Genomic DNA, 20,340 nt, shown 5'->3' on the forward strand with positions numbered 1-20,340 from the left:
CATGGCCTTGCTTGACTGAAACTCTGAATTGTCACTTAGGCGTGATACAATCCGCGACTTTCGCAAATAGCCCACAGTCCAAACATGACCCGTGCACTTCGTAACGTCGCCATTATCGCCCACGTCGATCATGGCAAAACCACTCTAGTTGACCAACTTCTCCAACAAGCCGGTACTTTCCGCGCCAATCAGCAAGTCGCTGAGCGCGTTATGGACAGCAACGATCTTGAAAAAGAACGCGGCATTACCATTCTGGCCAAAAACACGGCCATCGAATACAACGGCACGCACATCAACATCGTAGACACTCCGGGTCACGCGGACTTCGGTGGTGAAGTTGAGCGCGTATTGGGCATGGTTGACGGCGTATTGCTGCTGGTGGATGCAGTTGAAGGCCCAATGCCGCAAACGCGTTTCGTGACGAAAAAAGCACTGGCTTTGGGTCTGAAACCGATCGTGGTGATTAATAAGATCGACCGTCCGGGCGCGCGTCCTGACTGGGTACACGATCAAGTATTCGATTTGTTCGACAAGCTGGGCGCCACTGACGACCAGCTCGATTTCCAGATGATTTACGCTTCCGGCCTCAATGGCTTTGCCAAGCTGAATCTGGAAGAAGAATCGGACAATATGCGTCCATTGCTCGATTTGCTGGTATCGGCTGTGCCTAGCCCACCGGGCGATGCTGATGCGCCGCTGCAATTGCAAATCTCTGCGCTGGATTACTCTACGTTCACGGGTCGTCTGGGTGTAGGTAAAGTGATTAATGGCCGTATCAAGCCAGGCCAGCAAGTTGTGGTGATGAACCATGACGAACAAGTTTCTTCGGGTCGTATCAATCAGGTACTGGGCTTTAAAGGTCTGGAGCGTATTCCGGTTGAACAGGCTGAAGCGGGCGACATCATCATTATTTCCGGTCTGGACGAAATCGGTATTGGCGTAACGATCTGTGATAAAGACGCGCCAGTTGGCCTGCCAGTATTGGGCGTCGATGAACCAACGCTGACGATGGACTTTATGGTGAACACCTCACCACTCGCTGGTACTGAAGGCAAGTTTGTAACTAGCCGCCAGATCCGTGACCGTCTGAATAAAGAATTGTTGGTGAACGTAGCTTTGCGCGTTGAAGACACCGATGACACCGACGTATTCCGTGTTTCAGGTCGTGGTGAGTTGCACCTGACGATTCTGCTGGAGAACATGCGCCGTGAAGGCTTTGAAATGGCCGTGGCGAAACCACGCGTTGTTTACAAAGACATCAATGGCGTGAAATGCGAGCCGTATGAAAACCTGACCATCGACCTGGAAGATGAGCACCAAGGTGGCGTGATGGAAGAAATCGGTCGTCGCCGTGGCGAATTGACCAATATGGTGTCGGATGGTCAAGGCCGTACTCGTCTGGAATATCATGTTCCAGCACGTGGTCTGATTGGTTTCCAAGGCGACTTTATGACGCTGACTCGCGGTACTGGCTTGATGAGCCATGTATTTGATGACTACGCACCGGCCAAAGCCGATATGCCAGGTCGTCACAATGGCGTGTTGATTTCTCAAGATAACGGCGAAGCAGTGGCTTATGCATTGTGGAAATTGGATGACCGTGGTCGTATGTTTGTGAGCCCAGGCGACAAACTGTACGAAGGCATGGTGATCGGTATTCACAGCCGTGATAACGACCTAGTTGTTAACCCGATCAAAGGTAAGCAGCTGACCAACGTTCGTGCCTCAGGTACGGATGAAGCGGTTCGTTTGACGCCGCCAGTGAAATTGACGCTGGAATCAGCGGTTGAGTTTATTGCTGATGATGAATTGGTTGAAATCACGCCAAAATCAGTACGTATCCGCAAACGCTTCCTGACTGAAAACGAGCGTAAACGCAATTACAAAGCCTCATCGAACTAAGATTTGCGATTTGCCAGCGCATTGCTGGCCAGGCATGAGCGATGAAAAAAGCCAATCACTGCGGTGATTGGCTTTTTTATTGTCTGCTATTTTTGATGGGGTATACAGAAAGGGGGTAAGCTGCACAATGTGTGTGAAGCAATACCCCCTTGGAGTGTATTGGCGTCGGGTTTATTTCGTGTTTATTTCAGCTGTAGCAACAAATCGTTCAGGATTTTCTTTTGTACATCCGGATTGATGGCGCCTTCCTTGCTTGATAGCGTCAGCAGCGTTTTGCCGCCTTGCTCGGTCAGCTTGACTTCAAAAGTCTGGCCCAGTGATTTGCTGGCCGCATCGGTAGCATCCGATTTTTTCCAGAAGGCCAGTGAGCTGAAGTAGCTGGTTTCGCTTTCTTTATCAATATCGCTGGCGGCACGTTGCACGGTATACACCCCGGTGCTGCGGTTGCGATCCTGAATATTGTAACCAATCCGGTCAAATGCCAGGCCAACGCGACGCCATGCGCGGTCATAACCATCCAGAATTTCGATTTGCTGGCTGGCTAGCAGGTTAGCGCGCGCAGGCAGAGTTTCTGCTGGTTTGATGGCATCTTGGCTAGCTTGCTTGCTAACCCCAAAAGATTGTAGCATCAAGCCCATGATTTCCGCTTCCAGTTCCGGCTTTGGCGCGCTTGGGGTCCAGACTGTGCCATTCCATTGCTGGGTGGTTGCTTGACCTTCCTTGTAAACTTCAGTCATCCCACGGTGGGTAATGTAAATGTTAACCGCATTGGGTTTGCTGCTTCGTTCGATTCGAGCCCGGTATCTGTCCAGTGTGTCGGTCGATACAAATTGATCTGCAATCTTGCGGAATAATTTGGTGATTGCATCGGTGGGTAAATCGGCCCGATTTTGCAGCCAGTCGGTTTCCATGATGCCAATGGTCGGATTTTCGGTGGTCAGAATAAAGCCGTTTGATAACCAGAAATCTTTCACATTATCCCAAGCCTGATCAGGCGTGACATCAGCTTCAATAAATCGGATGCCATCCTGCGTCACAATCCGGGCATTCGTGTACTGAGGAAGCACGGTATTGCCCGATTGCTTGCGCAGAGATTGAATTGCTTCTGCAGCTTTGGCCGTGTTGGGTGAGTTGTAACTTGATGTGCCGCTAACTGCGGTCAGATCAGGCGGAACTTCAAGTGTATTGCTATTGATATTGTCGCTGCCACTGCGGTAATCCACCTTGCTGGTCAAGCCCAGTGAGCCATCGGTTGAGCATGCGGAACACAGGGTAATGACCGCCGCTGCAAGGGTTAACTGCTTCAATTTGGTTGCGTGCATTCGGTTGATTCCAAAAAAGCTGAACTGATTAATGAATACCGGCATCTTTCATGGCCGCTTGCAAAATACTTTGTGCCTGATCGCTCAGGCGGGTTAAGGGGAGGCGGATTCCGGCCGGGATTTTTCCCATGGTTTCCAGCGCCCATTTCACCGGGATCGGGTTGGCTTCGATAAACAGATGGCGGTGCAGGCCTTGCAATTTATCATTGATTGTTTTGGCTTCTTCGATCTTGCCTGCCGCTGCAGCGGCACACATCTGGCTCATGGCCTTGGGCGCAACATTGGCAGTGACCGAAATCGTGCCATGGCCGCCGATCAGAATAAAGGGCAGGGTAGAAGCATCGTCGCCGCTATAAATGGCAAAGTCGGCCGGGGCTTTTTTGATCAGCTCGGCTGCGCGTTCCAGATTCCCGGTGGCATCCTTGATGCCAACAATGTTGGGCAGTTGCGCCAACTGCAAGGCGGTGTCATTGCTCAAGTCGCACGCCGTACGGCCAGGAACATTGTAGAGCAACGTAGGCAGGGCGGTGTTTTCAGCGATTGTTTTGAAATGCTGATAAAGGCCATTCTGCGTAGGTTTGTTGTAATAAGGTACAACGCTCAGGCCGTAATTAGCACCGACTGCCAGCGCCTGATTGGACAGGTGAATTGCTTCACGTGTCGAATTAGCACCTGTACCTGCAATCACCGGCACACGACCTGCTGCTTGCTCGACTACGGTGCGAACAATCGCAATATGTTCTTCTACATCTACCGTGGGCGATTCGCCCGTTGTGCCAACAGCGACAATGCCGTTGGTGCCTTGCTCAATATGCCAATCAACCAGTTTGCGTAAAGTGGGAAAATCAATTTCGCCGTTCACATCCATAGGGGTGACGAGCGCGACAAGGCTACCTGTGAGCATGAGTAGGAGAACCAATCACAAAAAGAAACCATTCTAACCGAAGCGATAGCGGCTTGAAACAGCAGAAAAGAACACTTTTTGCCTTTTCATGGCAGGGCGTAGCCGATTTGCGCTGTGGTCTTGGTTTGAATGTAAAGAAATGTTGCAAATTATTAAGAAGCTGGGCGCTGCATTGTAATTATTGAGCGATCTCAAGATCATGTCTGAGCTGGGTATGCCATCCTTGCCATAAGTACATATTCATGAGGTTTGTTGGATCCGGGTTTGCCTCTTGCAAAGCTTGGCGCCAACAGAGCTGATGAATCTGCTTATTGTGTTCAAGGTGATCTGTTTTCTGTCCCGCACATGTCGGTAGTTAAACATTGCCTAATATTGTGTTGACAGTTAATAATCGCCATACCAGTTAGAGTCCCTAGGTTATAGCTTGGGAACTCAGGGGTTGGAGTTGTAATAAAATGTCAGTCTAGGGTCTGTTGACGTTTGGTTTGCAGATCGCGTTTGTGCTGATTTTGGCCTGAGGCAAGGCACGAAGTGCGCTACTTAGTCATTCTAAGTGAGCGCTTTGTAACGCCGCATCAGGCCAAAAGCAGCCAAACCCTCCGGGCTAGGCGATTTTTTCGATGCTGCCGCGTTGTAGACCGCTGGCATAGAATGACTATGCGGCGCGATCTACGCCTTGCCTCATCGAAAAACTCGCGCCAGCGCGACGGCAAACCAAATGCCAACAGACCCTGGCTGATTTATAAAAATCTTAGCGTCATTTAAAGGTGAACAAGATGAATATTCTGGGTTATCTACAAAAAATCGGCCGCTCGCTGATGGTGCCAGTCGCCGTCTTGCCTGCTGCGGCAATTATGCTGGGCGTTGGCTACTGGCTCGACCCTGCAGGCTGGGGATCGAACAGCCAATTGGCTGCATTCCTGGTCAAAGCAGGTGCGGCAATTATCGACAAAATGCCTATCCTGTTTGCCGTGGGTGTTGCCTATGGTATGTCAAAGGATAAAGACGGTGCGGCTGCTTTGGCAGGTCTGGTCGGTTACCTGGTTGTGACGACATTGCTCTCTCCGGGCGCTGTGGCGCAAATCGAAGGCATCAAACCTGAAGACGTGCCAAAAGCATTTGGCAAAATTGAAAATGCCTTTGTAGGTATTCTGGCCGGCGTGATTGCGGGCGAGGTCTACAACAAGTTTAGTCAGGTCGAGTTGCACAAAGCATTGGCGTTCTTTAGTGGTCGCCGCTGCGTGCCGATTGTGACTTCGGTGGTGATGATTGTTGTCTCGTTCATTCTGATGGCGGTTTGGCCGGTAATTTACAACGCTTTGGTGAACTTCGGTCTGGCAATTAAAGATCTGGGCTCAGTGGGCGCTGGTATCTACGCCTTCTTTAACCGTTTGTTGATCCCAGTGGGTCTGCACCACGCGCTGAACTCAGTGTTCTGGTTTGACGTTGCAGGCATTAACGACATTCCTAACTTCTTGGGTGGCGCTAAATCTTTGGCAGAAGGTAAAGCCGTTGCTGGTGTTACCGGTATGTACCAAGCAGGCTTCTTCCCTGTGATGATGTTTGGTTTGCCAGGTGCTGCTTTGGCGATCTACCACACTGCAAAACCTGCGAATAAAGCAGCAGTTGCTTCTATCATGGGTGCTGCAGCGGTTACGTCATTCGTAACGGGTGTAACTGAGCCGCTGGAATTCTCGTTCATGTTTGTTGCACCACTGTTGTTTGTGTTGCACGCATTCCTGACCGGTGTTTCGGTATTCCTTGCTGCACAAATGCAATGGATCTCAGGTTTTGCCTTCTCTGGCGGTTTCATCGATATGTTCTTGTCGTCACAAAACCCATTGGCAGTTAAATGGTACATGCTGATCGTACAAGGTTTGGTGTTCTTCGCGATTTACTACTTCGTATTCCGCGCCGCAATTACCGCTCTGAATCTGAAAACACCAGGTCGTGAAGATGAAGTGGCTGGCGAAGCTGCTGCTGCGCCTGCAGTATCTGCTGCAGCCGGTGATGTGGCGCAATTAGGTGCTGCTTACGTGAGTGTGGTGGGCGGTGCTGCAAACATTACCAATATCGATGCGTGTATCACCCGTCTGCGCTTGTCAGTGAACGATGCTGATCTGGTTGACGAAGCAGCTGCAAAACGCCTTGGTGCGAGTGGTGTCATCAAGCTCAATAAACAAAGCGTACAAATCATCGTTGGACCTAAAGCCGAGCTGATCGCCGATCAGTTGCGTGCCAACGTTGGGGTTGCTGCAAAAAAGTAGTTGAGGCTGCGCCGCAAGTGAGCGCGGCGCCTAAGGCCTCTGTTTCAGTCGCCTCTGCTTCAGACGAGTTGGTGTTGCTCTCGCCAATCACTGGTGAAATTGTCGCGCTGGAAAATGTGCCAGACGCTGCATTTGCCAGTAAAGCAGTGGGTGATGGCGTCGCCATCTTGCCAACCGGCAACACGGTGCTTGCGCCATGCGATGGACAGTTGGTGAAAATTTTCAATACCAACCATGCTTTTGCCTTGGTGAATGATGCAGGTGTCGAGCTGATTGTGCATATTGGTATTGAAACGGTGAAACTGGGCGGTCAGGGCTTTACACGTCTGGCCGAGCAGGGCAGCTTTGTAAAAGCGGGTCAGCCCGTTCTGGAATTGGATCTTGAATTTTTGGGTGCCAATGCCAAATCGGTGATCAGTCCGGTGGTGCTGAGCAATGCCGATGACTTTGCGCCTTTGCTGAATCTGGCTTCAGGTTCGGTGATTGCCGGTCAGACGCCGCTCTATACCATCAAAAAGAAATAAAGCGCTTTCGCGCTAATAAAAACGCCACCTTCGGGTGGCGTTTTTATTTGACGATAAACGCCACTCGCGTCGCGAGGTTCCCCTAAAGGAGGGGACGGGAGGGGTGGGGATAAAACATACAGGCTGCAGTTTCAAGCCTCGATTTCTCAGGCACGGCTTTGCCGTGACTTGGCAATGGTGATGTTCTACTTTGTCAGTAGCCTGAAACGCCACCTTCGGGTGGCGTTTTTATTGCGTGGTGATTGATGCTGGTAAAGGGGCTCAGTATTGCGCCAGCAAGCGTGCCAGCTGCTCAGCTGGCGCCTGATTGCTTGCTGCAAAAACGCCAAACAAATTGCTGGTTTGCGGGTGGTGGGGGATGAATGCTTCTTCAGGATAGTCGGCCAGAAAACGGCGAGAAATACTGGCCATGGTCTGGATCTGTAGTTGCTGCTGAGCCATCAGCGAGGCCAGCTGGGCAATCAGGTCGGCCTGTATGCGGGTGTGATCCAGCGCCTTGCTCTGCGTGTTTACGCCTGATTGCAGTGTCCAATCCAGAAATGGTGGCGTGCCTCGCGGGGTGAGCAGTGCATGCCAGAGCTGGTTGATGTATCCGCATGAACCCAGCGGGCCAATATGCAGCCAGCCATTGTGGATGGGCGCCAGATGGTCGATCAGGCTGCTCGCCCGGGCCAGCTGTGCATTGCTGCCGCTAGCCAGCGTGATAAAGCCGTGGCTCGGGGCAATCGGGGAAGGGACGAGCAACAAATCGAGCAGATCGGGGTAGCTGGCCTGCAGGCGATGCACATATTGCTCATCAGGTGCCTGCACTATTAAAACCTGCGCATCGCTGGCGATGCCTTGTAGCTGGCTACTGAGTGGGTGCAGGCTGTAGCTGTGCGCTGGCGGGTGAAAGGCAAGCCGCGCCGAGATCAGGGGTATAAGCTGAGAAGGGGCTACTAGATGAGTGTGCATCAATATACCCCTTTGGGTAAATTACTCGTCGTGGCAGGTATTGAGTAGTTTTTTCAGGCTATCAATGTTTTCCAGCTCGATCAGGCGGTTTTGCACCTTGATAAAGCCCTGGTCCTGGAATTTGGACAAGGTGCGGCTCACCGTTTCCAGCTTCAGGCCCAGATAGCTGCCGATTTCTTCGCGGGTCATGCGCAGATGGAAGCTGCTGGACGAATAGCCACGAATGGCAAAGCGCTGTGACAAATTCAACAAAAATGCCGCCAGACGCTCTTCGGCTTTCATATTGCCCAGCAAGAGCATCACGCCATGATCGCGAACGATTTCGCGGCTCATTACTTTATGGAAGTGACGTTGCAGCAGCGGGATTTCGCGTGACAGTTCTTCAATATCGTTAAATGGCAGCTCGCATACTTCACTGTCTTCCAGCGCAATGGCGTCGCAAGTATGCACATCCGTGCTGATCGCATCCATGCCCATCAGTTCGCCCGACATATGAAAGCCGGTGACTTGCTCGCGGCCATCTTCCGAAATCACGCTGGCTTTGAAAAACCCCAGACGGATGGCGTAGAGCGAGCGGAATGGCTCACCAGCGCGGTACAGCGCCTCGCCTCGTTTGATTGGTCGTGCCTGCGTGATAATGCCATCGAGCTCCTGCATTTCCTCCGGTGACAACCCCAAAGGCAGACAGAGTTCACGCAAGCTGCAGTTGGTGCATGAATTGCGCAGATGGCGTGGTGACATGTCGCGAACTTGGATCGGGGAAATCATGGGACTCTCACAAGATGATAGTTAAAACAGGCAGGGTAAGTATTGTACCTCTCCGAAGAGGTAGATACCCCACTGTCAGTGCAAGGAACTTGATATGGATCAAGCCCAATCATTGTACTAGCTTTTAAGCTGCGCCAGCTAGCTTGGGTTTGCTCTTGCGTGCGCGTGATTTGGGTAAATAACATCACAGGCGCATTTTGCGCGACGAGTTCGCCTTGGCGGCTCAGTCATCGGTGTACGCTGTGCATTGCAAACCCAGGATGGCCAGATCAGACAGCGCAACAATCAAGGCGGAATACACAATGGGCAAGGAATTAACACAGGGTCTCGGTGGGGTTGAATTCGATCGCGAGCTGATTGTTCGCTACGATGGCAAAGGCCCGCGTTATACCTCTTACCCCACGGCAGACCGCTTTGCTGAAGTGGTTAGCCATGAGCAGTATGCACAGATTCTGCAGCAGCGTCTGCCTGGTGCTTTGCTGAGTCCACTGTCTCTTTATTTTCACATCCCTTTCTGCAATACCGTATGTTACTACTGCGGCTGTAACAAGATCATTACAAAAGACACGAGCAAAGCCGATGTCTATATCGACTACCTCAGCCGCGAAATCGAGATGAATGCAGCCCAGTTGCCGCAGCGCTCCAGGGTTAGCCAGCTGCATTTTGGCGGCGGTACGCCAACTTTTTTGTCCGAAGCGCAACTTGCCCGGCTGATCGGGGTGGTCAGAACGCATTTTGATTTGCTACCGGGCGGCGAGTATTCAATCGAAATCGACCCGCGTAAAGTGGGCGAATCAATGATCCGCACGCTGGCAGGGCTGGGCTTTAACCGCATGAGCGTCGGTATTCAGGACTTTAACCCGGCGGTGCAAGAGGCCGTGAACCGGATCCAGAGCGAGGAAGAAACCCGCTCGGTCATCGAAGCCGCGCGCATGCACGGCTTTAAATCGGTTAGTGTCGATCTGATTTATGGCTTGCCCAAGCAAACCGCTGCCACCGTGGCCGAAACAATTATCCGGGTGCTTAGCTTGCGTCCGGATCGCATCGCGCTCTACAACTATGCGCATCTGCCCGAGCGTTTTATGCCGCAACGCCGGATTAATGAGGCCGATTTACCCGCAGCAGAAGTCAAACTCGATATTCTGCAAAACTCGATCAGCCAGCTACTGGATGCTGGCTACGTGCTGATCGGCATGGATCATTTTGCACTGCCTAATGATGATCTGGCCGTCGCGCAGCGCCGAGGACGGCTGCAGCGCAATTTTCAGGGCTATTCAACGCACGCCGACTGCGATTTGCTGGCCTTTGGCGTGTCGTCCATTGGCAAGGTCGGTGCCAATTACCATCAAAATGTCAAAACGCTGGATGAGTATTACGCCAAGCTCGATGCAGGCGAGTTTCCGGTGGTGCGCGGCTTGCAGATGAATCGAGATGATGTGATTCGCCGCGCCGTGATTCAGGCGCTGATGTGCCAGTTCGAGCTGTATTATCAGGCGATTGAAGTCAGCTATATGATCGATTTTTTTGATTATTTTGCCCAGGAGCTGGCGTTGCTGCAGCCGCTGGTGGCGGATGGTTTGCTGACCATCGAGGCCGACGGCCTGTTTGTCACCGCCAAGGGCCGGATGCTGATTCGTTCGATTGCGATGATTTTCGACCAGTATCTGCGGACAAAAACCACGCAGGCAAGGTATTCTCGGCTGATCTGATTCTCCTCTGGCGCGTCGCTACGGCGGCGCGGATGTCTTCATGCTTGAAATCAATTTGCTGGCGCTGTTTCTGGCTGGTTTGCTCGGTGGCGGCCATTGTGCTGGTATGTGCGGCGGCATTGTGACCGCATTCAGCCTGCAGCTGCCCGCTGGTGCGCGCTGGCCTTATCTGCTGGGTTTTAATCTGGGACGCCTGGCCGGATATGCGCTGATTGGTGCTTTATTGGGCGCTCTGGCCAGCTTTGCCACGCTGGCGGCCTTGCAAAGCGTTAAAGTCGGGCTGTTTTTTGCCGCCAATGTGCTGCTGTTTATCCTCGGTTTATATATTGCGGGCTGGAGCAGGGTGCTAACGCGGATTGAAGCGCTGGGCCAGCCGCTGTGGCGGCGGATTCAGCCGCTCTTGCGCAAGCTATTACCCATCAGGAGTATCTGGCAGACGCCATTGATTGGTCTGCTCTGGGGCTGGATACCCTGTGGTCTGGTCTATACCGCCAGCCTGTCGGCGCTGGCCAGCGCTCAGCCCTTGCACGGCGCGGGCGTGATGCTGGCCTTTGGTCTGGGTACTTTACCCAATCTCTTGCTGATGGGCTTGATGGCGCACAAGCTGCAAACCTTGCTGAAAAAAATCTGGTTTCGTCGATCTTGCGGCCTGCTGGTGATGGCGCTGGCGGTGCATCAACTGGTGCTACTTATGGGGTATATGTCGGTACATTAGATTCGTGCTGCTTTACATGTGCATACCCGTGTTGGTATTGGGGCTAAAGCGTTTTCTGCATTAACACCGCATTGCCATATTGCGCCAGCCTAGCGTCCTGTGCCGCAGTAGCAGTAAAGCCCAGCTTGCGCCAGAATGTGTCGGCTTGATCCACGGCCACCAGCATTGCGAGCGGAAAACCTGCCGCTTTGGCCCAATCCAGCGCGTGCTGGGCGAGCGTAAGGCCTAGCTGCAGGCCGCGCCCAGCCGGATCAATCGCCAGGTCGTGCAAATAAAAACGATCCGCTTGCGCAGGCCAGGCTGCGTCACCGCGATTGAGCGCTGGCGGTGTATCGCCCGCCCACGGATGCGTGAACAGATAACCCAGCGGCTGCTCATGCAGTGCAATCAGCCAGTTGCAATGGGGGGCAAACTGCAATTTGGCGGCAAAGGTTGCGGCATCTTCTAGCAAGTTGGCAGGGTAGCAGGCCGACTGGATGCGCAGTATGTGCGGTAGATCGGTAGGGGTGATGTTGCGGATCAGCGGAGATGACACTTGACCGGACTCTGTGTTTTGGATTGAATTCGCCCGATATTTTACTGCAAAGGTGAGCACATGAGCCTGGAAAACCCCTGTATGAGCTGTGGTGCGTGCTGCGCCGCGTTTCGTGTTTCCTTTGATCGCTCCGAATTATGCAGCGAGGGCGGGCTGGTGCCTGATGGTCTGGCCGATATGGAAACGGCCTACACCGCGCGCCTGCGCGGCACCGATTATGCCCAGCCGCGTTGTCTCGCGCTGGTGGGCACCATTGGCCAGCAGGTTTCGTGTGGTATTTACCGCGAACGCCCGTCGCCATGTCGCGAATTTGGTGCGTTGGCTGAAATCGGCGTGTTCAGCGAGGCCTGTAATCGCGCCCGCGCGCGTCACGGTTTGCCGCCGTTGCAGATTGCGGGCGAGTAATGGCAGAAGAATGCTGGTCGGAAGTTCGACCTAAGAAGTTAGAGGCCGCGCCGCTCGATCAGTGCTTGCGCCAGCGTGCCCGGGTCGACGTGTTCGAGCTCGCCGCCAACCGGCAGGCCACGGGCAATGCGGCTGACTTTCAAGCCGCGTGCGCGCAGCATTTCGGCCAGATAATGCGCCGTGGCTTCGCCCTCAGTCGTGAAATTGGTCGCCAGCACGACTTCTTCAACATTGCCATCGCTAGCACGTTGCAGCAGTTGATTGAGCGCGATGTCTTTGGGGCCAATGCCATCGAGTGGCGAGAGGCGGCCCATGAGCACAAAGTACAGCCCTTCAAAACTGCGCGTGTGTTCGATCGACATCAAGTCGGTGGGCATTTCGACGACGCACAGCAGGGCGTGATTGCGCTGCTCATCCGAGCAAATATCGCACACGTCGGCTTCGGTGAAGGTATTGCAATGGCGGCAATGCTTGAGTGTGCCTAGCGCCTCAACCAAGGATTGCGCCAAGCGGCCCGCGCCATCCTGATCGCGCTGCACCAAATGAAACGCCATCCGCGTCGCTGATTTGGGGCCAACGCCGGGCAAAACGCGCAAGGCTTCGATCAGATTATTCAGCGAACGTGGCGTGCTCATGGGGTATTGCCTTGGAGGGTGATTCGGAATTGATCTGCAGATTGATACCACATAGGGTATTGAGCAAATTTGAGTTTGGCGGATGAGCGAGCCAAAGCGGATTGTCGTCGCACGCAACGCAGCAACCGGAATGTACTCAAGTACATGAGGATTGCGAGTAGCGAACGGCGGCAATCCGAGCAGGCGCAGCCGCCAGCCAAGCTAAAATTTTAGAAGGGCAGCTTCATGCCAGGTGGCAACGGTAGACCCGCTGTCAGTGCCCCCATTTTCTCTTGGCTCGTGCTTTCCGCTTTGCGCAGCGCATCGTTAAATGCGGCTGCGATCAGATCTTCCAGCATGTCTTTGTCATCGCTCAGCAAGCTGTCGTCAATCGCCACGCGTTTCACCACATTGGCGCAGGTCATCGTGATTTTCACCATGCCAGCACCCGATTGGCCTTCTACTTCTACATTGGCCAGCTCATCCTGGGCTTTTTTCATGTTTTCTTGCATTTGCTGAGCTTGCTTCATCAAGCCGCCCAAACCGCCTTTATTGAACATAGTGCTTCCTCTTTAAAGTAAATGAGTGGTCGCTTACAAGGGCTTGATCGACGCGGCGTCGATGGTGCCGCCCATATCGCATACCAAGGTTTGAATGAATGGATCATTTTGAATCGCCGCCACCGCGACTTCTTGTCGGGCGGCATTTTCGCGCACCAACATAATCGCAGGTGTTTCACCGGCAATCGCGCCAATATTGACGTTGACCGTGATGTCGCGGCCAAAATGCTCGGATAAGGCACTGCGCAATTTATCCTGATAATCGCGCGTAGCCACCGCACGATGCTCTTCGGCGACTTGCAAATCGAAATGTATATCGCTGTAGCCCAATAGTTCTGCATTCTGCGCCAGCATACCCGCTGCGCCGAGTTTGAGCTGAACCACAAGGCCACGCCAGTCGCCATTGAATGACTCGGCGGGCTTATTTTCACGGACTGGTGACGCGCTAGGCGTTGATTCAATCACTGATGCTGCAGGCTCTGCAACAGACTGAGGCGCAGGTTCACTCGCCTGATAAATTGCCTCCGCCGCCTCGCTGTGCCACGGTGGCGGCTCTAAATCATCGTAAGTCGGCGCTGATTCTGTTTTGGGCGTGGCAGCTTGAATCGGCTCGCGAGCTGGTATCGTCTGCGTAGCCTGTTCAGGCTTTCCCAGCGCCGTTGCTCCTGATTGAACAGGGGCGCTTTGAGTTGAAGTGCTGACGTTGTTCGTTGGCGCAGCTGGGCTTGGTGCGGCGCTCGCAGTTGTCTGTGCTGGAGAGGCCTTTTCGCTTATTTGCGCTGGCTTGGCCGGCGAGACATTTCCACTTATTTGCTCCGGTTTCGCTGGCGCAAAGGCCAGCATCCGCAACAGGGTCATCGTAAAGCCAGCATATTCATCGGGCGCAAGCGGTAAATCGCGGCGGCCGTGCAGCGCAATTTGGTAATACAGTTGCGTGTCTTCTGCGCTAAGCGCTTGCGCAGCAGCCAAGATTTGTCCGCGCTGCGGCAAATCATCGGCCAAAGCATTCGGTACGGCTTGCGTGAGCGCGACTTGATGCAAAACATTCGCCAACTCGTGCAAAGCGGCCTCGTACGACAAACCCCGAGACGCAATCGCATCCGCCGTTTGCAGCAAACGCGGGCCATCGTGCGCGGCGAGCGCGTCGAGTAAATCGAATAAATAGCTTTGATCCACCGCGCCGAGCATCGCGCGCACGCCCGCTTCTTCGACTTGACCCGCGCCATGGGCAATCGCCTGATCGAGCAAAGAGAGCGCATCGCGCATCGAGCCATTGGCCGCGTGGCCAAGCAGATTGAGCGCCAGTGGCTCGAAGACAATTTCTTCGGCTGCGAGCACTTTATGCAGGTGGCCAGTGACTTGCTGCGGCGTCATCTGGCGTAAGGAAAACTGCAGGCAACGGCTGAGCACCGTAATTGGCACTTTTTGCGGATCGGTCGTTGCCAAGATAAATTTGACGTGGCTCGGCGGCTCTTCCAAAGTTTTCAGCATCGCATTGAATGCTGATTTGGACAGCATGTGTACCTCGTCGATGATGTACACTTTGAACCGGCCAGCGGTGGGTGAATATTGCGCGTTGTCGAGGACTTCGCGAATATTATCAATACCGGTGTTGGACGCGGCATCGATCTCGAGCAGATCGACAAAGCGACCCGCATCAATTTGCGTACACGCCGAGCAAACACCGCACGGTTCGGCTGTAATGCCGGTTTCGCAATTGAGCGCTTTGGCCATAATTCGCGCGATGGTGGTTTTACCCACGCCGCGAGTGCCAGTGAGCAGGTAAGCATGGTGAAGACGTTCGCTGGCAAACGCATTTGCCAATGCTTTAATCACATGCTCTTGCCCAACGAGTTGGGCGAATGTTTTAGGGCGCCATTTGCGCGCGAGAACTTGATAGGCCATGGCGCGATTCTATCAGATTCGCAATTGCTCTGAGTTGAATTGCGTCCACATGGGTAGACAAATTTAGGTGATAAAAGATGGATGAAAAACAGCGATCCAGTGCTGCAATCGTGAGCGAGGGACAACACATTGCTACAGCTGTGCAGGCAGACCCCGAGCCGCAAGCGCCGATTGAGCCACCGCTAGAGGCCTGCTGCACCAGTGGTTGTGCGCCGTGCATATTTGACGATTATGCCGAGCAGATGAACGAATACCGGGTGGCGCATATGGCGTGGAAGGCGCGCCAAGCCGCCAAGCAATAATTTCTGAGTCAGGGAAAGTGCACTTATGAAACTGTTACGCATTCATTGGCCTGTGTTGGGCGGGCTGTTTTTTTCCTGCGCGCTGGCGCAGGCGCAATTGCCCGCCAAAGTGGTGCAAAGCTTGCAGGCTGCGGGTATTTCGGCTGACGCGATCAGCGTTGCGATGATTCCTCTGCACGAGACGCAGGCCGGGCAGCCCGCTGCCGCAAAAAAAGCCGCTTCGCGTCAGTTGCAAGCTTACGATCATCTGGCTGATGTGCCGCGCAATCCGGCATCCACCATGAAACTGCTCACCACTTGGGCTGGTCTGCATCTGCTTGGTCCAGCCTGGCAATGGAACACCGATCTGCTGAGCACGGCCAAGCCAACTAACGGTGTGCTCGCTACGGATTTGTATCTTCAGGGCAAGGGCGACCCCAAACTGACGCAGGAGCGGATGTGGCTTCTGGTGCGCGATCTCAAGGCCGCTGGCGTGGAAGATATTCAGGGCGATCTGGTGCTGGACGAATCCTACTTCAAGCGCAGCAATACCATCGCCGAGTATGACGATGATGGCGATACCGAGCGTGCTTTTATGGTTGAACCGCACGCCCTGATGAGTAACTTTCGCACTCAAAAAATCACGCTCGATTCCACGGGCGCACGGGTTAGCATTACCGCCGAGCCGCCGCTGAACCCTGTGCGGGTGAGTAACCAATTGGCGATTGCTAGCGAAGGGCAGTGCTCGGCCTGGGCGCGCCGTGTGCAGCAGCGGCCAGGGCAAAATGGCTCGGAATATCTGGTGCAGTACGTTGGCGAAATGCCGGCTGGCTGCAAAGTTGAGCGCTATGTGCCGGTGCTCAATCCACGTACCTACACCGCAGCATTGTTCTGGTCGATCTGGTATCAGAATGGCGGTAAAGGCTCTGGGCGCTCGGTGGATGGCATTACACCGGCCAATGCCATTAAGCTCGCCACGTCAAAATCGCCCGATATGGTGAGCAATATTCGCGACATCAATAAATACAGCAATAATCTGATGGCGCGCCAGCTCTACCTGACCCTGGGGGCGGAGCTGGGCCAGTCGCAGCCGACGACGGATGACGCCGCCGCTACCGTGATTCGCAATGGCCTGCGCGAAGCGGGGTTCAACTGGCCCGAGCTGGTGCTGGAAAACGGCTCCGGTTTATCGCGCAAAGAGCAAATTAGCGCCCGACATCTGGCGCAATTGCTCGCCAGCGCCTGGCGTAGCCCGTATGCCGCCGAATACATCAGCTCGCTGCCACTGGTCGGCATTGATGGCACGATGAAAAAACGCCTGGGCGCGCCTGCGTTGGCCGGAATGGCTCACATCAAAACCGGCTCGCTACGCGATGTGCGCGCATCGGCTGGCTATGTGAAAGATCGTCGCGGCAATCAATGGGCGCTGGTTGCCATTGTCAATCATCCGGACGCGGCAAAAGCGTTGCCAGTGCTGGATGCTCTGGTGCAAGGCCTGATTGAGAATTGATCATCTATGGTGTATAGCTCTATAGCGCTTTTCCATATTGCCCTGCATGGCTATACCCCTATTGCTTCTGGCGAACGCTCTCCGCTGGCATGTTCCCGCTCGCCTCAGTCGCAATAGCGCGGTAAAATGCCGCGTTTTCTCGCACACCCAATGGGATATTCGGTATGGATAAGATTCTGATTCTTGATTTCGGCTCACAGGTCACGCAGCTGATTGCCCGTCGTGTGCGCGAAGCGCATGTTTACTGTGAACTGCACTCGTTCGATGTATCGATCGACTTCATCAAAGAATTTAACCCCAAGGGCATTATCTTGTCCGGCGGCCCAAACTCGGTGTACGAGTCTGATTATCAAGCCGACCCAGCCTTGTTTGAGCTGGGCATTCCCGTGATGGGCATTTGCTACGGCATGCAATGGATGGCGCAAAGCTTGGGCGGCAAGGTTGAAGCTGGCACCGTGCGCGAATTCGGTTTTGCCGAAATCGAAGTGAACAATAACAATCCACTGTTTAAAGGCCTGTCAGACCGTGTTCACGGCGACAAGGTTTGCTTGGAAGTGTGGATGAGCCACGGCGACAAAGTCACCGCAATGCCAGCGGGCTTTGAAGTCATCGCCAGCAATGCGTCTTGCCCGATCGCGGCGATGGCCGATACCACGCGCAATTTCTACGCCGTGCAATATCACCCAGAAGTAACGCACACGATCAAAGGCCGCGAAATGATCAATCATTTCGTGCTTGATATTTGCGGCTCAGCGCCAAGCTGGACCATGCCCAACTACATCGACCAAGCCGTCGCCAAAATCCGCGAGCAAGTCGGTAGCGACGAAGTGATTCTGGGCCTGTCGGGCGGCGTTGATTCATCCGTTGCCGCCGCGCTGATTCACCGCGCGATTGGCGATCAGCTTACTTGCGTATTTGTTGATAACGGCTTGCTGCGTCTGAACGAAGGCAAGCAAGTGATGGAAACTTTTGCCGAGCATCTGGGCGTGCGTGTGATTCACGTTGATGCGACTGCGCAGTTCATGGGCCACTTGGCTGGCGTAACCGATCCGGAAGCGAAGCGCAAAATCATCGGCCGCGAGTTCGTGGAGGTATTCCAAGCCGAATCGGCCAAATTGCCTAGCGCCAAATGGTTGGCACAAGGCACTATTTATCCGGACGTGATCGAGTCGGCGGGCGCTAAAACCGGCAAAGCGCACGCGATCAAGAGCCACCACAATGTCGGCGGTTTGCCAGAAACGATGAAATTGAGCCTGCTCGAGCCACTGCGCGAATTGTTCAAAGATGAAGTACGCGAATTAGGCGTGGCATTGGGTCTGGCGCCGCAACTGGTGTATCGCCACCCATTCCCAGGCCCAGGCCTTGGCGTGCGGATTTTGGGCGAAGTGAAGCAACAATACTGCGAATTACTGCAACGCGCCGACGCGATCTTTATCGAAGAATTGCGCGCTGCGGTTGACGAGAAAAGCGGCAAAACCTGGTACGAGCTGACCAGCCAAGCCTTTGTTGTCTTCCTACCCGTTAAATCAGTCGGCGTGATGGGCGATGGCCGCACTTACGATTACGTCGTCGCACTGCGCGCTGTTGTCACCAGCGACTTTATGACTGCGAAATGGGCCGAATTACCGTACGACTTGCTCGGCAAAGTATCCAATCGCATTATCAACGAAGTACGCGGCATTAATCGTGTGGTTTACGATGTAAGCGGAAAACCACCGGCGACGATTGAGTGGGAGTGAGGTTTTTAAGCTCTATCTGCAAAAGCCCTGTTTTGATGCAGGGCTTTTTTACGGTTACGAAAATCGTTTAACGCAAAAATCCCAGCTCAAACACTTGAGGCTGAAGTTTTTCAGTCAGTGCCTTATAGGCCGCTTCAAAGGCAGAAAAATCAACAGGCAACGTATCGCCGCTTTCATTGCGTTTTTTCAGCGCATTGCGGATTTGATACCAGCCGACATCGGCGCGATTAAGTTTCAACTCGTCGCGCACGCTGCGCGGGTCAGTATGCGCAAAATAGGCCGGCCATAGTATACGGCCAGCATCCAGTACAGACCTGGCCTCCAGGCTTATACCTCCGGCAATATTGGCCAGATATTGCACCATAAAGTCGGATTCAAATCGATCGGGTGCGCCGACTTCGGTTTCGGTAAACGGAATAAAATGATTCACCAAGGACCATTTTTTATCGTTCCATTCCAGATCGTTTGCGCCTGCGGTGAGATTGCTGCCATTGAATAACATCCAGATCAGGCAATCGCTTTTGAATTCATCGGGTAAAGGCTGGCTGGGCTGAAGAAATTGATCGCGGTCGTTGAGCCATGTTGGCTTAATCAAACGGCGCACACTAAATACAATTGCCGCTTGCCAGAGGTTTTTATCGTCTAAATAAACACCCCCGCCATTACGTCCAGTATATATAGAAGAGGCAATCAATGTTCCGGTTCGTGCATTTTGTAAATCATTATTTCCAGCAAATAAGAAACCTTTCATTCCATTGCATGATTTTTTTATTCTTGGATTTTTTGAAACAGTAATTGCATTTGACAAAGGCAGTGCAAGCTCACCGTTGTTCTTTCTTTTCTCCATCCAAGCATTTAAAAAAACCTCATTTGGCAGATTGTAGAATATTTCCTCACCGATTGGCTTCGCATTTCTATCAAGAGCTTCAGTAGCAACCTCTACTATTGGCGATTTCTTCTTAGCAAGCTGATCTGTCTTCCAGACAAGAAAACCAATTGGAAAATCTCCATTCAACCCATCAAAAGCCTTGCTATGAACTACAAATCCAGCAATATATTTTGCGTTCCACTGCGCTCTAAATTCTTCAAAATTTGGTGCATTAGGGTTGGTGAAAGGGGTTGTATAGGGTATTGCTATGCAGCCATTTTAAAATAATGGCTGCATGGCAATACCAATATATTTCGTGGTGAACGCTGGGCTGCGCAAGCTGAGCGCAGCCTACAGGGCAAACTGGCCGCGTTTAGAGATTATTCATCTTCCATGCACTTCCATGTACCGGGTGCAATTAGTTTGATCCTTAATAGCCGGTTATCCAAATTGCTATATAAAACATGCAATGTGTAATCTGCAAAATGCCAAACCGCGTGGCCAGTGAGTGCGGTATCTGATTGCTGAACGGGTGGTTGTTTAATTTTGTTGAAGAGTATTTCGGGGCTGTCATCAAAGTTTAGCGCTAACGGTAATTCACCTGCCCAGCCTGCTGATTCAGTATCGCGATTGCGATGCAATGTGATCGCACGAAATACAGGGATTGTATTCCCATCCCCTGCAAGGCTTATTGTTGCGCCAAAGCTGGCGGTGAAATCAATTTCACCGTCTTCGACAGCCTCTTGGCGTTTCTCCTTATCGAGTTCACCATCCCATAAGGCAGTAAATTCAGGTGCATCAATCTGCGCAGCAAAAGCAGCGAGTAGATCGTGCAGAGCGGGGAAAATCACCTCGCGA

Annotated in this window: 19 protein-coding genes; 9 read left to right on the forward strand and 10 right to left on the reverse strand. The window is 53.1% G+C overall.

The genetic code is table 11. From position 1 onward, the window contains the following. Nucleotides 1–84 precede the first annotated feature (84 nt). Nucleotides 85–1,902, forward strand: a complete 1,818-nt coding sequence (typA, locus tag FLS37_RS09205; RefSeq protein WP_157669594.1) for a translational GTPase TypA — start codon at nucleotides 85–87, stop codon at nucleotides 1,900–1,902. Between the two features lie 182 nt (nucleotides 1,903–2,084). On the opposite strand, the gene bamC is transcribed toward typA, so the two are convergent. Further along, nucleotides 2,085–3,224, reverse strand: coding sequence for an outer membrane protein assembly factor BamC (bamC, locus tag FLS37_RS09210; protein ID WP_157669595.1), 1,140 nt, complete (start codon nucleotides 3,222–3,224; stop codon nucleotides 2,085–2,087). A gap of 28 nt (nucleotides 3,225–3,252) precedes the next feature. Further along, nucleotides 3,253–4,128: a 4-hydroxy-tetrahydrodipicolinate synthase gene (gene dapA, locus FLS37_RS09215; protein ID WP_157669596.1), complete on the reverse strand. Its 876-nt coding sequence runs from the start codon at nucleotides 4,126–4,128 to the stop codon at nucleotides 3,253–3,255. Between the two features lie 776 nt (nucleotides 4,129–4,904). Between dapA and nagE the strand changes: the two genes are divergently transcribed. Together nagE and FLS37_RS16900 are read left to right on the forward strand one after the other, a co-directional pair. After that, nucleotides 4,905–6,395, forward strand: coding sequence for an N-acetylglucosamine-specific PTS transporter subunit IIBC (gene nagE, locus FLS37_RS09220; RefSeq protein WP_157669597.1), 1,491 nt, complete (start codon nucleotides 4,905–4,907; stop codon nucleotides 6,393–6,395). Nucleotides 6,396–6,412: 17 nt separating this feature from the next. Continuing rightward, nucleotides 6,413–6,919 (forward strand): PTS glucose transporter subunit IIA, encoded by a 507-nt coding sequence (locus FLS37_RS16900; RefSeq protein WP_157669598.1) that lies wholly within the window; start codon nucleotides 6,413–6,415, stop codon nucleotides 6,917–6,919. A gap of 261 nt (nucleotides 6,920–7,180) precedes the next feature. Here the strand turns inward: FLS37_RS16900 and FLS37_RS09230 are convergent, their stop codons facing one another. Both FLS37_RS09230 and fnr read right to left on the reverse strand, forming a co-directional pair. After that, nucleotides 7,181–7,873: a hypothetical protein gene (locus FLS37_RS09230; protein WP_157669599.1), complete on the reverse strand. Its 693-nt coding sequence runs from the start codon at nucleotides 7,871–7,873 to the stop codon at nucleotides 7,181–7,183. Nucleotides 7,874–7,894: 21 nt separating this feature from the next. Continuing rightward, entirely contained in the window at nucleotides 7,895–8,641 is a 747-nt protein-coding gene (gene fnr / locus FLS37_RS09235; RefSeq protein ID WP_232522556.1) for a fumarate/nitrate reduction transcriptional regulator Fnr, read from the reverse strand. Nucleotides 8,642–8,943: 302 nt separating this feature from the next. On the opposite strand from fnr, the gene hemN reads away from it, so the two are divergent. Then, on the forward strand, nucleotides 8,944–10,350 hold the full coding sequence (gene hemN / locus FLS37_RS09240) for an oxygen-independent coproporphyrinogen III oxidase (RefSeq protein ID WP_157669600.1): 1,407 nt from the start codon (nucleotides 8,944–8,946) through the stop codon (nucleotides 10,348–10,350). A 40-nt stretch (nucleotides 10,351–10,390) separates the two neighbouring features. Beyond that, a complete protein-coding gene (locus FLS37_RS09245; RefSeq protein WP_157669601.1) occupies nucleotides 10,391–11,065 on the forward strand; it encodes a sulfite exporter TauE/SafE family protein in 675 nt (224 codons plus the stop codon). 43 nt (nucleotides 11,066–11,108) lie between these two features. Here FLS37_RS09245 and FLS37_RS09250 read toward each other — a convergent pair whose 3' ends face one another. Beyond that, a complete protein-coding gene (locus tag FLS37_RS09250) occupies nucleotides 11,109–11,600 on the reverse strand; it encodes a GNAT family N-acetyltransferase (protein WP_157669602.1) in 492 nt (163 codons plus the stop codon). A gap of 60 nt (nucleotides 11,601–11,660) precedes the next feature. Here FLS37_RS09250 and FLS37_RS09255 point away from each other — a divergent pair, with 60 nt between their 5' ends. Beyond that, nucleotides 11,661–12,005 (forward strand): YkgJ family cysteine cluster protein, encoded by a 345-nt coding sequence (locus FLS37_RS09255; protein ID WP_157669603.1) that lies wholly within the window; start codon nucleotides 11,661–11,663, stop codon nucleotides 12,003–12,005. Nucleotides 12,006–12,043: 38 nt separating this feature from the next. On the opposite strand, the gene recR is transcribed toward FLS37_RS09255, so the two are convergent. The 3 genes from recR to dnaX all read right to left on the reverse strand — a co-directional run bounded on the left by recR (nucleotide 12,044) and on the right by dnaX (nucleotide 15,084). Beyond that, nucleotides 12,044–12,640 (reverse strand): recombination mediator RecR, encoded by a 597-nt coding sequence (gene recR, locus FLS37_RS09260; RefSeq protein WP_157669604.1) that lies wholly within the window; start codon nucleotides 12,638–12,640, stop codon nucleotides 12,044–12,046. 209 nt (nucleotides 12,641–12,849) lie between these two features. Then, entirely contained in the window at nucleotides 12,850–13,179 is a 330-nt protein-coding gene (locus tag FLS37_RS09265) for a YbaB/EbfC family nucleoid-associated protein (protein WP_157669605.1), read from the reverse strand. 33 nt (nucleotides 13,180–13,212) lie between these two features. Further along, a complete protein-coding gene (gene dnaX / locus FLS37_RS09270; RefSeq protein ID WP_157669606.1) occupies nucleotides 13,213–15,084 on the reverse strand; it encodes a DNA polymerase III subunit gamma/tau in 1,872 nt (623 codons plus the stop codon). 77 nt (nucleotides 15,085–15,161) lie between these two features. Here dnaX and FLS37_RS09275 point away from each other — a divergent pair, with 77 nt between their 5' ends. The 3 genes from FLS37_RS09275 (at nucleotide 15,162) to guaA (ending at nucleotide 18,614) form a co-directional block, all read left to right on the forward strand. Next, nucleotides 15,162–15,386: an oxidoreductase-like domain-containing protein gene (locus tag FLS37_RS09275; RefSeq protein WP_157669607.1), complete on the forward strand. Its 225-nt coding sequence runs from the start codon at nucleotides 15,162–15,164 to the stop codon at nucleotides 15,384–15,386. Between the two features lie 25 nt (nucleotides 15,387–15,411). Next, nucleotides 15,412–16,875 carry a D-alanyl-D-alanine carboxypeptidase/D-alanyl-D-alanine-endopeptidase gene (dacB, locus tag FLS37_RS09280; protein ID WP_157669608.1) on the forward strand — a complete coding sequence of 488 codons (1,464 nt, stop codon included), beginning with the start codon at nucleotides 15,412–15,414 and terminating at the stop codon, nucleotides 16,873–16,875. Between the two features lie 164 nt (nucleotides 16,876–17,039). Next, a complete protein-coding gene (guaA, locus tag FLS37_RS09285) occupies nucleotides 17,040–18,614 on the forward strand; it encodes a glutamine-hydrolyzing GMP synthase (RefSeq protein ID WP_157669609.1) in 1,575 nt (524 codons plus the stop codon). Between the two features lie 67 nt (nucleotides 18,615–18,681). On the opposite strand, the gene FLS37_RS09290 is transcribed toward guaA, so the two are convergent. Together FLS37_RS09290 and FLS37_RS09295 are read right to left on the reverse strand one after the other, a co-directional pair. Beyond that, on the reverse strand, nucleotides 18,682–19,629 hold the full coding sequence (locus FLS37_RS09290; protein WP_198314557.1) for a hypothetical protein: 948 nt from the start codon (nucleotides 19,627–19,629) through the stop codon (nucleotides 18,682–18,684). 233 nt (nucleotides 19,630–19,862) lie between these two features. Further along, nucleotides 19,863–20,340, reverse strand: a 478-nt coding sequence (locus FLS37_RS09295) for a hypothetical protein (RefSeq protein ID WP_157669610.1), incomplete at its 5' end; no start/stop codon positions are given.

The sequence above is a fragment of the Chitinibacter sp. GC72 genome, from assembly GCF_009760905.1.
GTDB lineage: Bacteria > Pseudomonadota > Gammaproteobacteria > Burkholderiales > Chitinibacteraceae > Chitinibacter.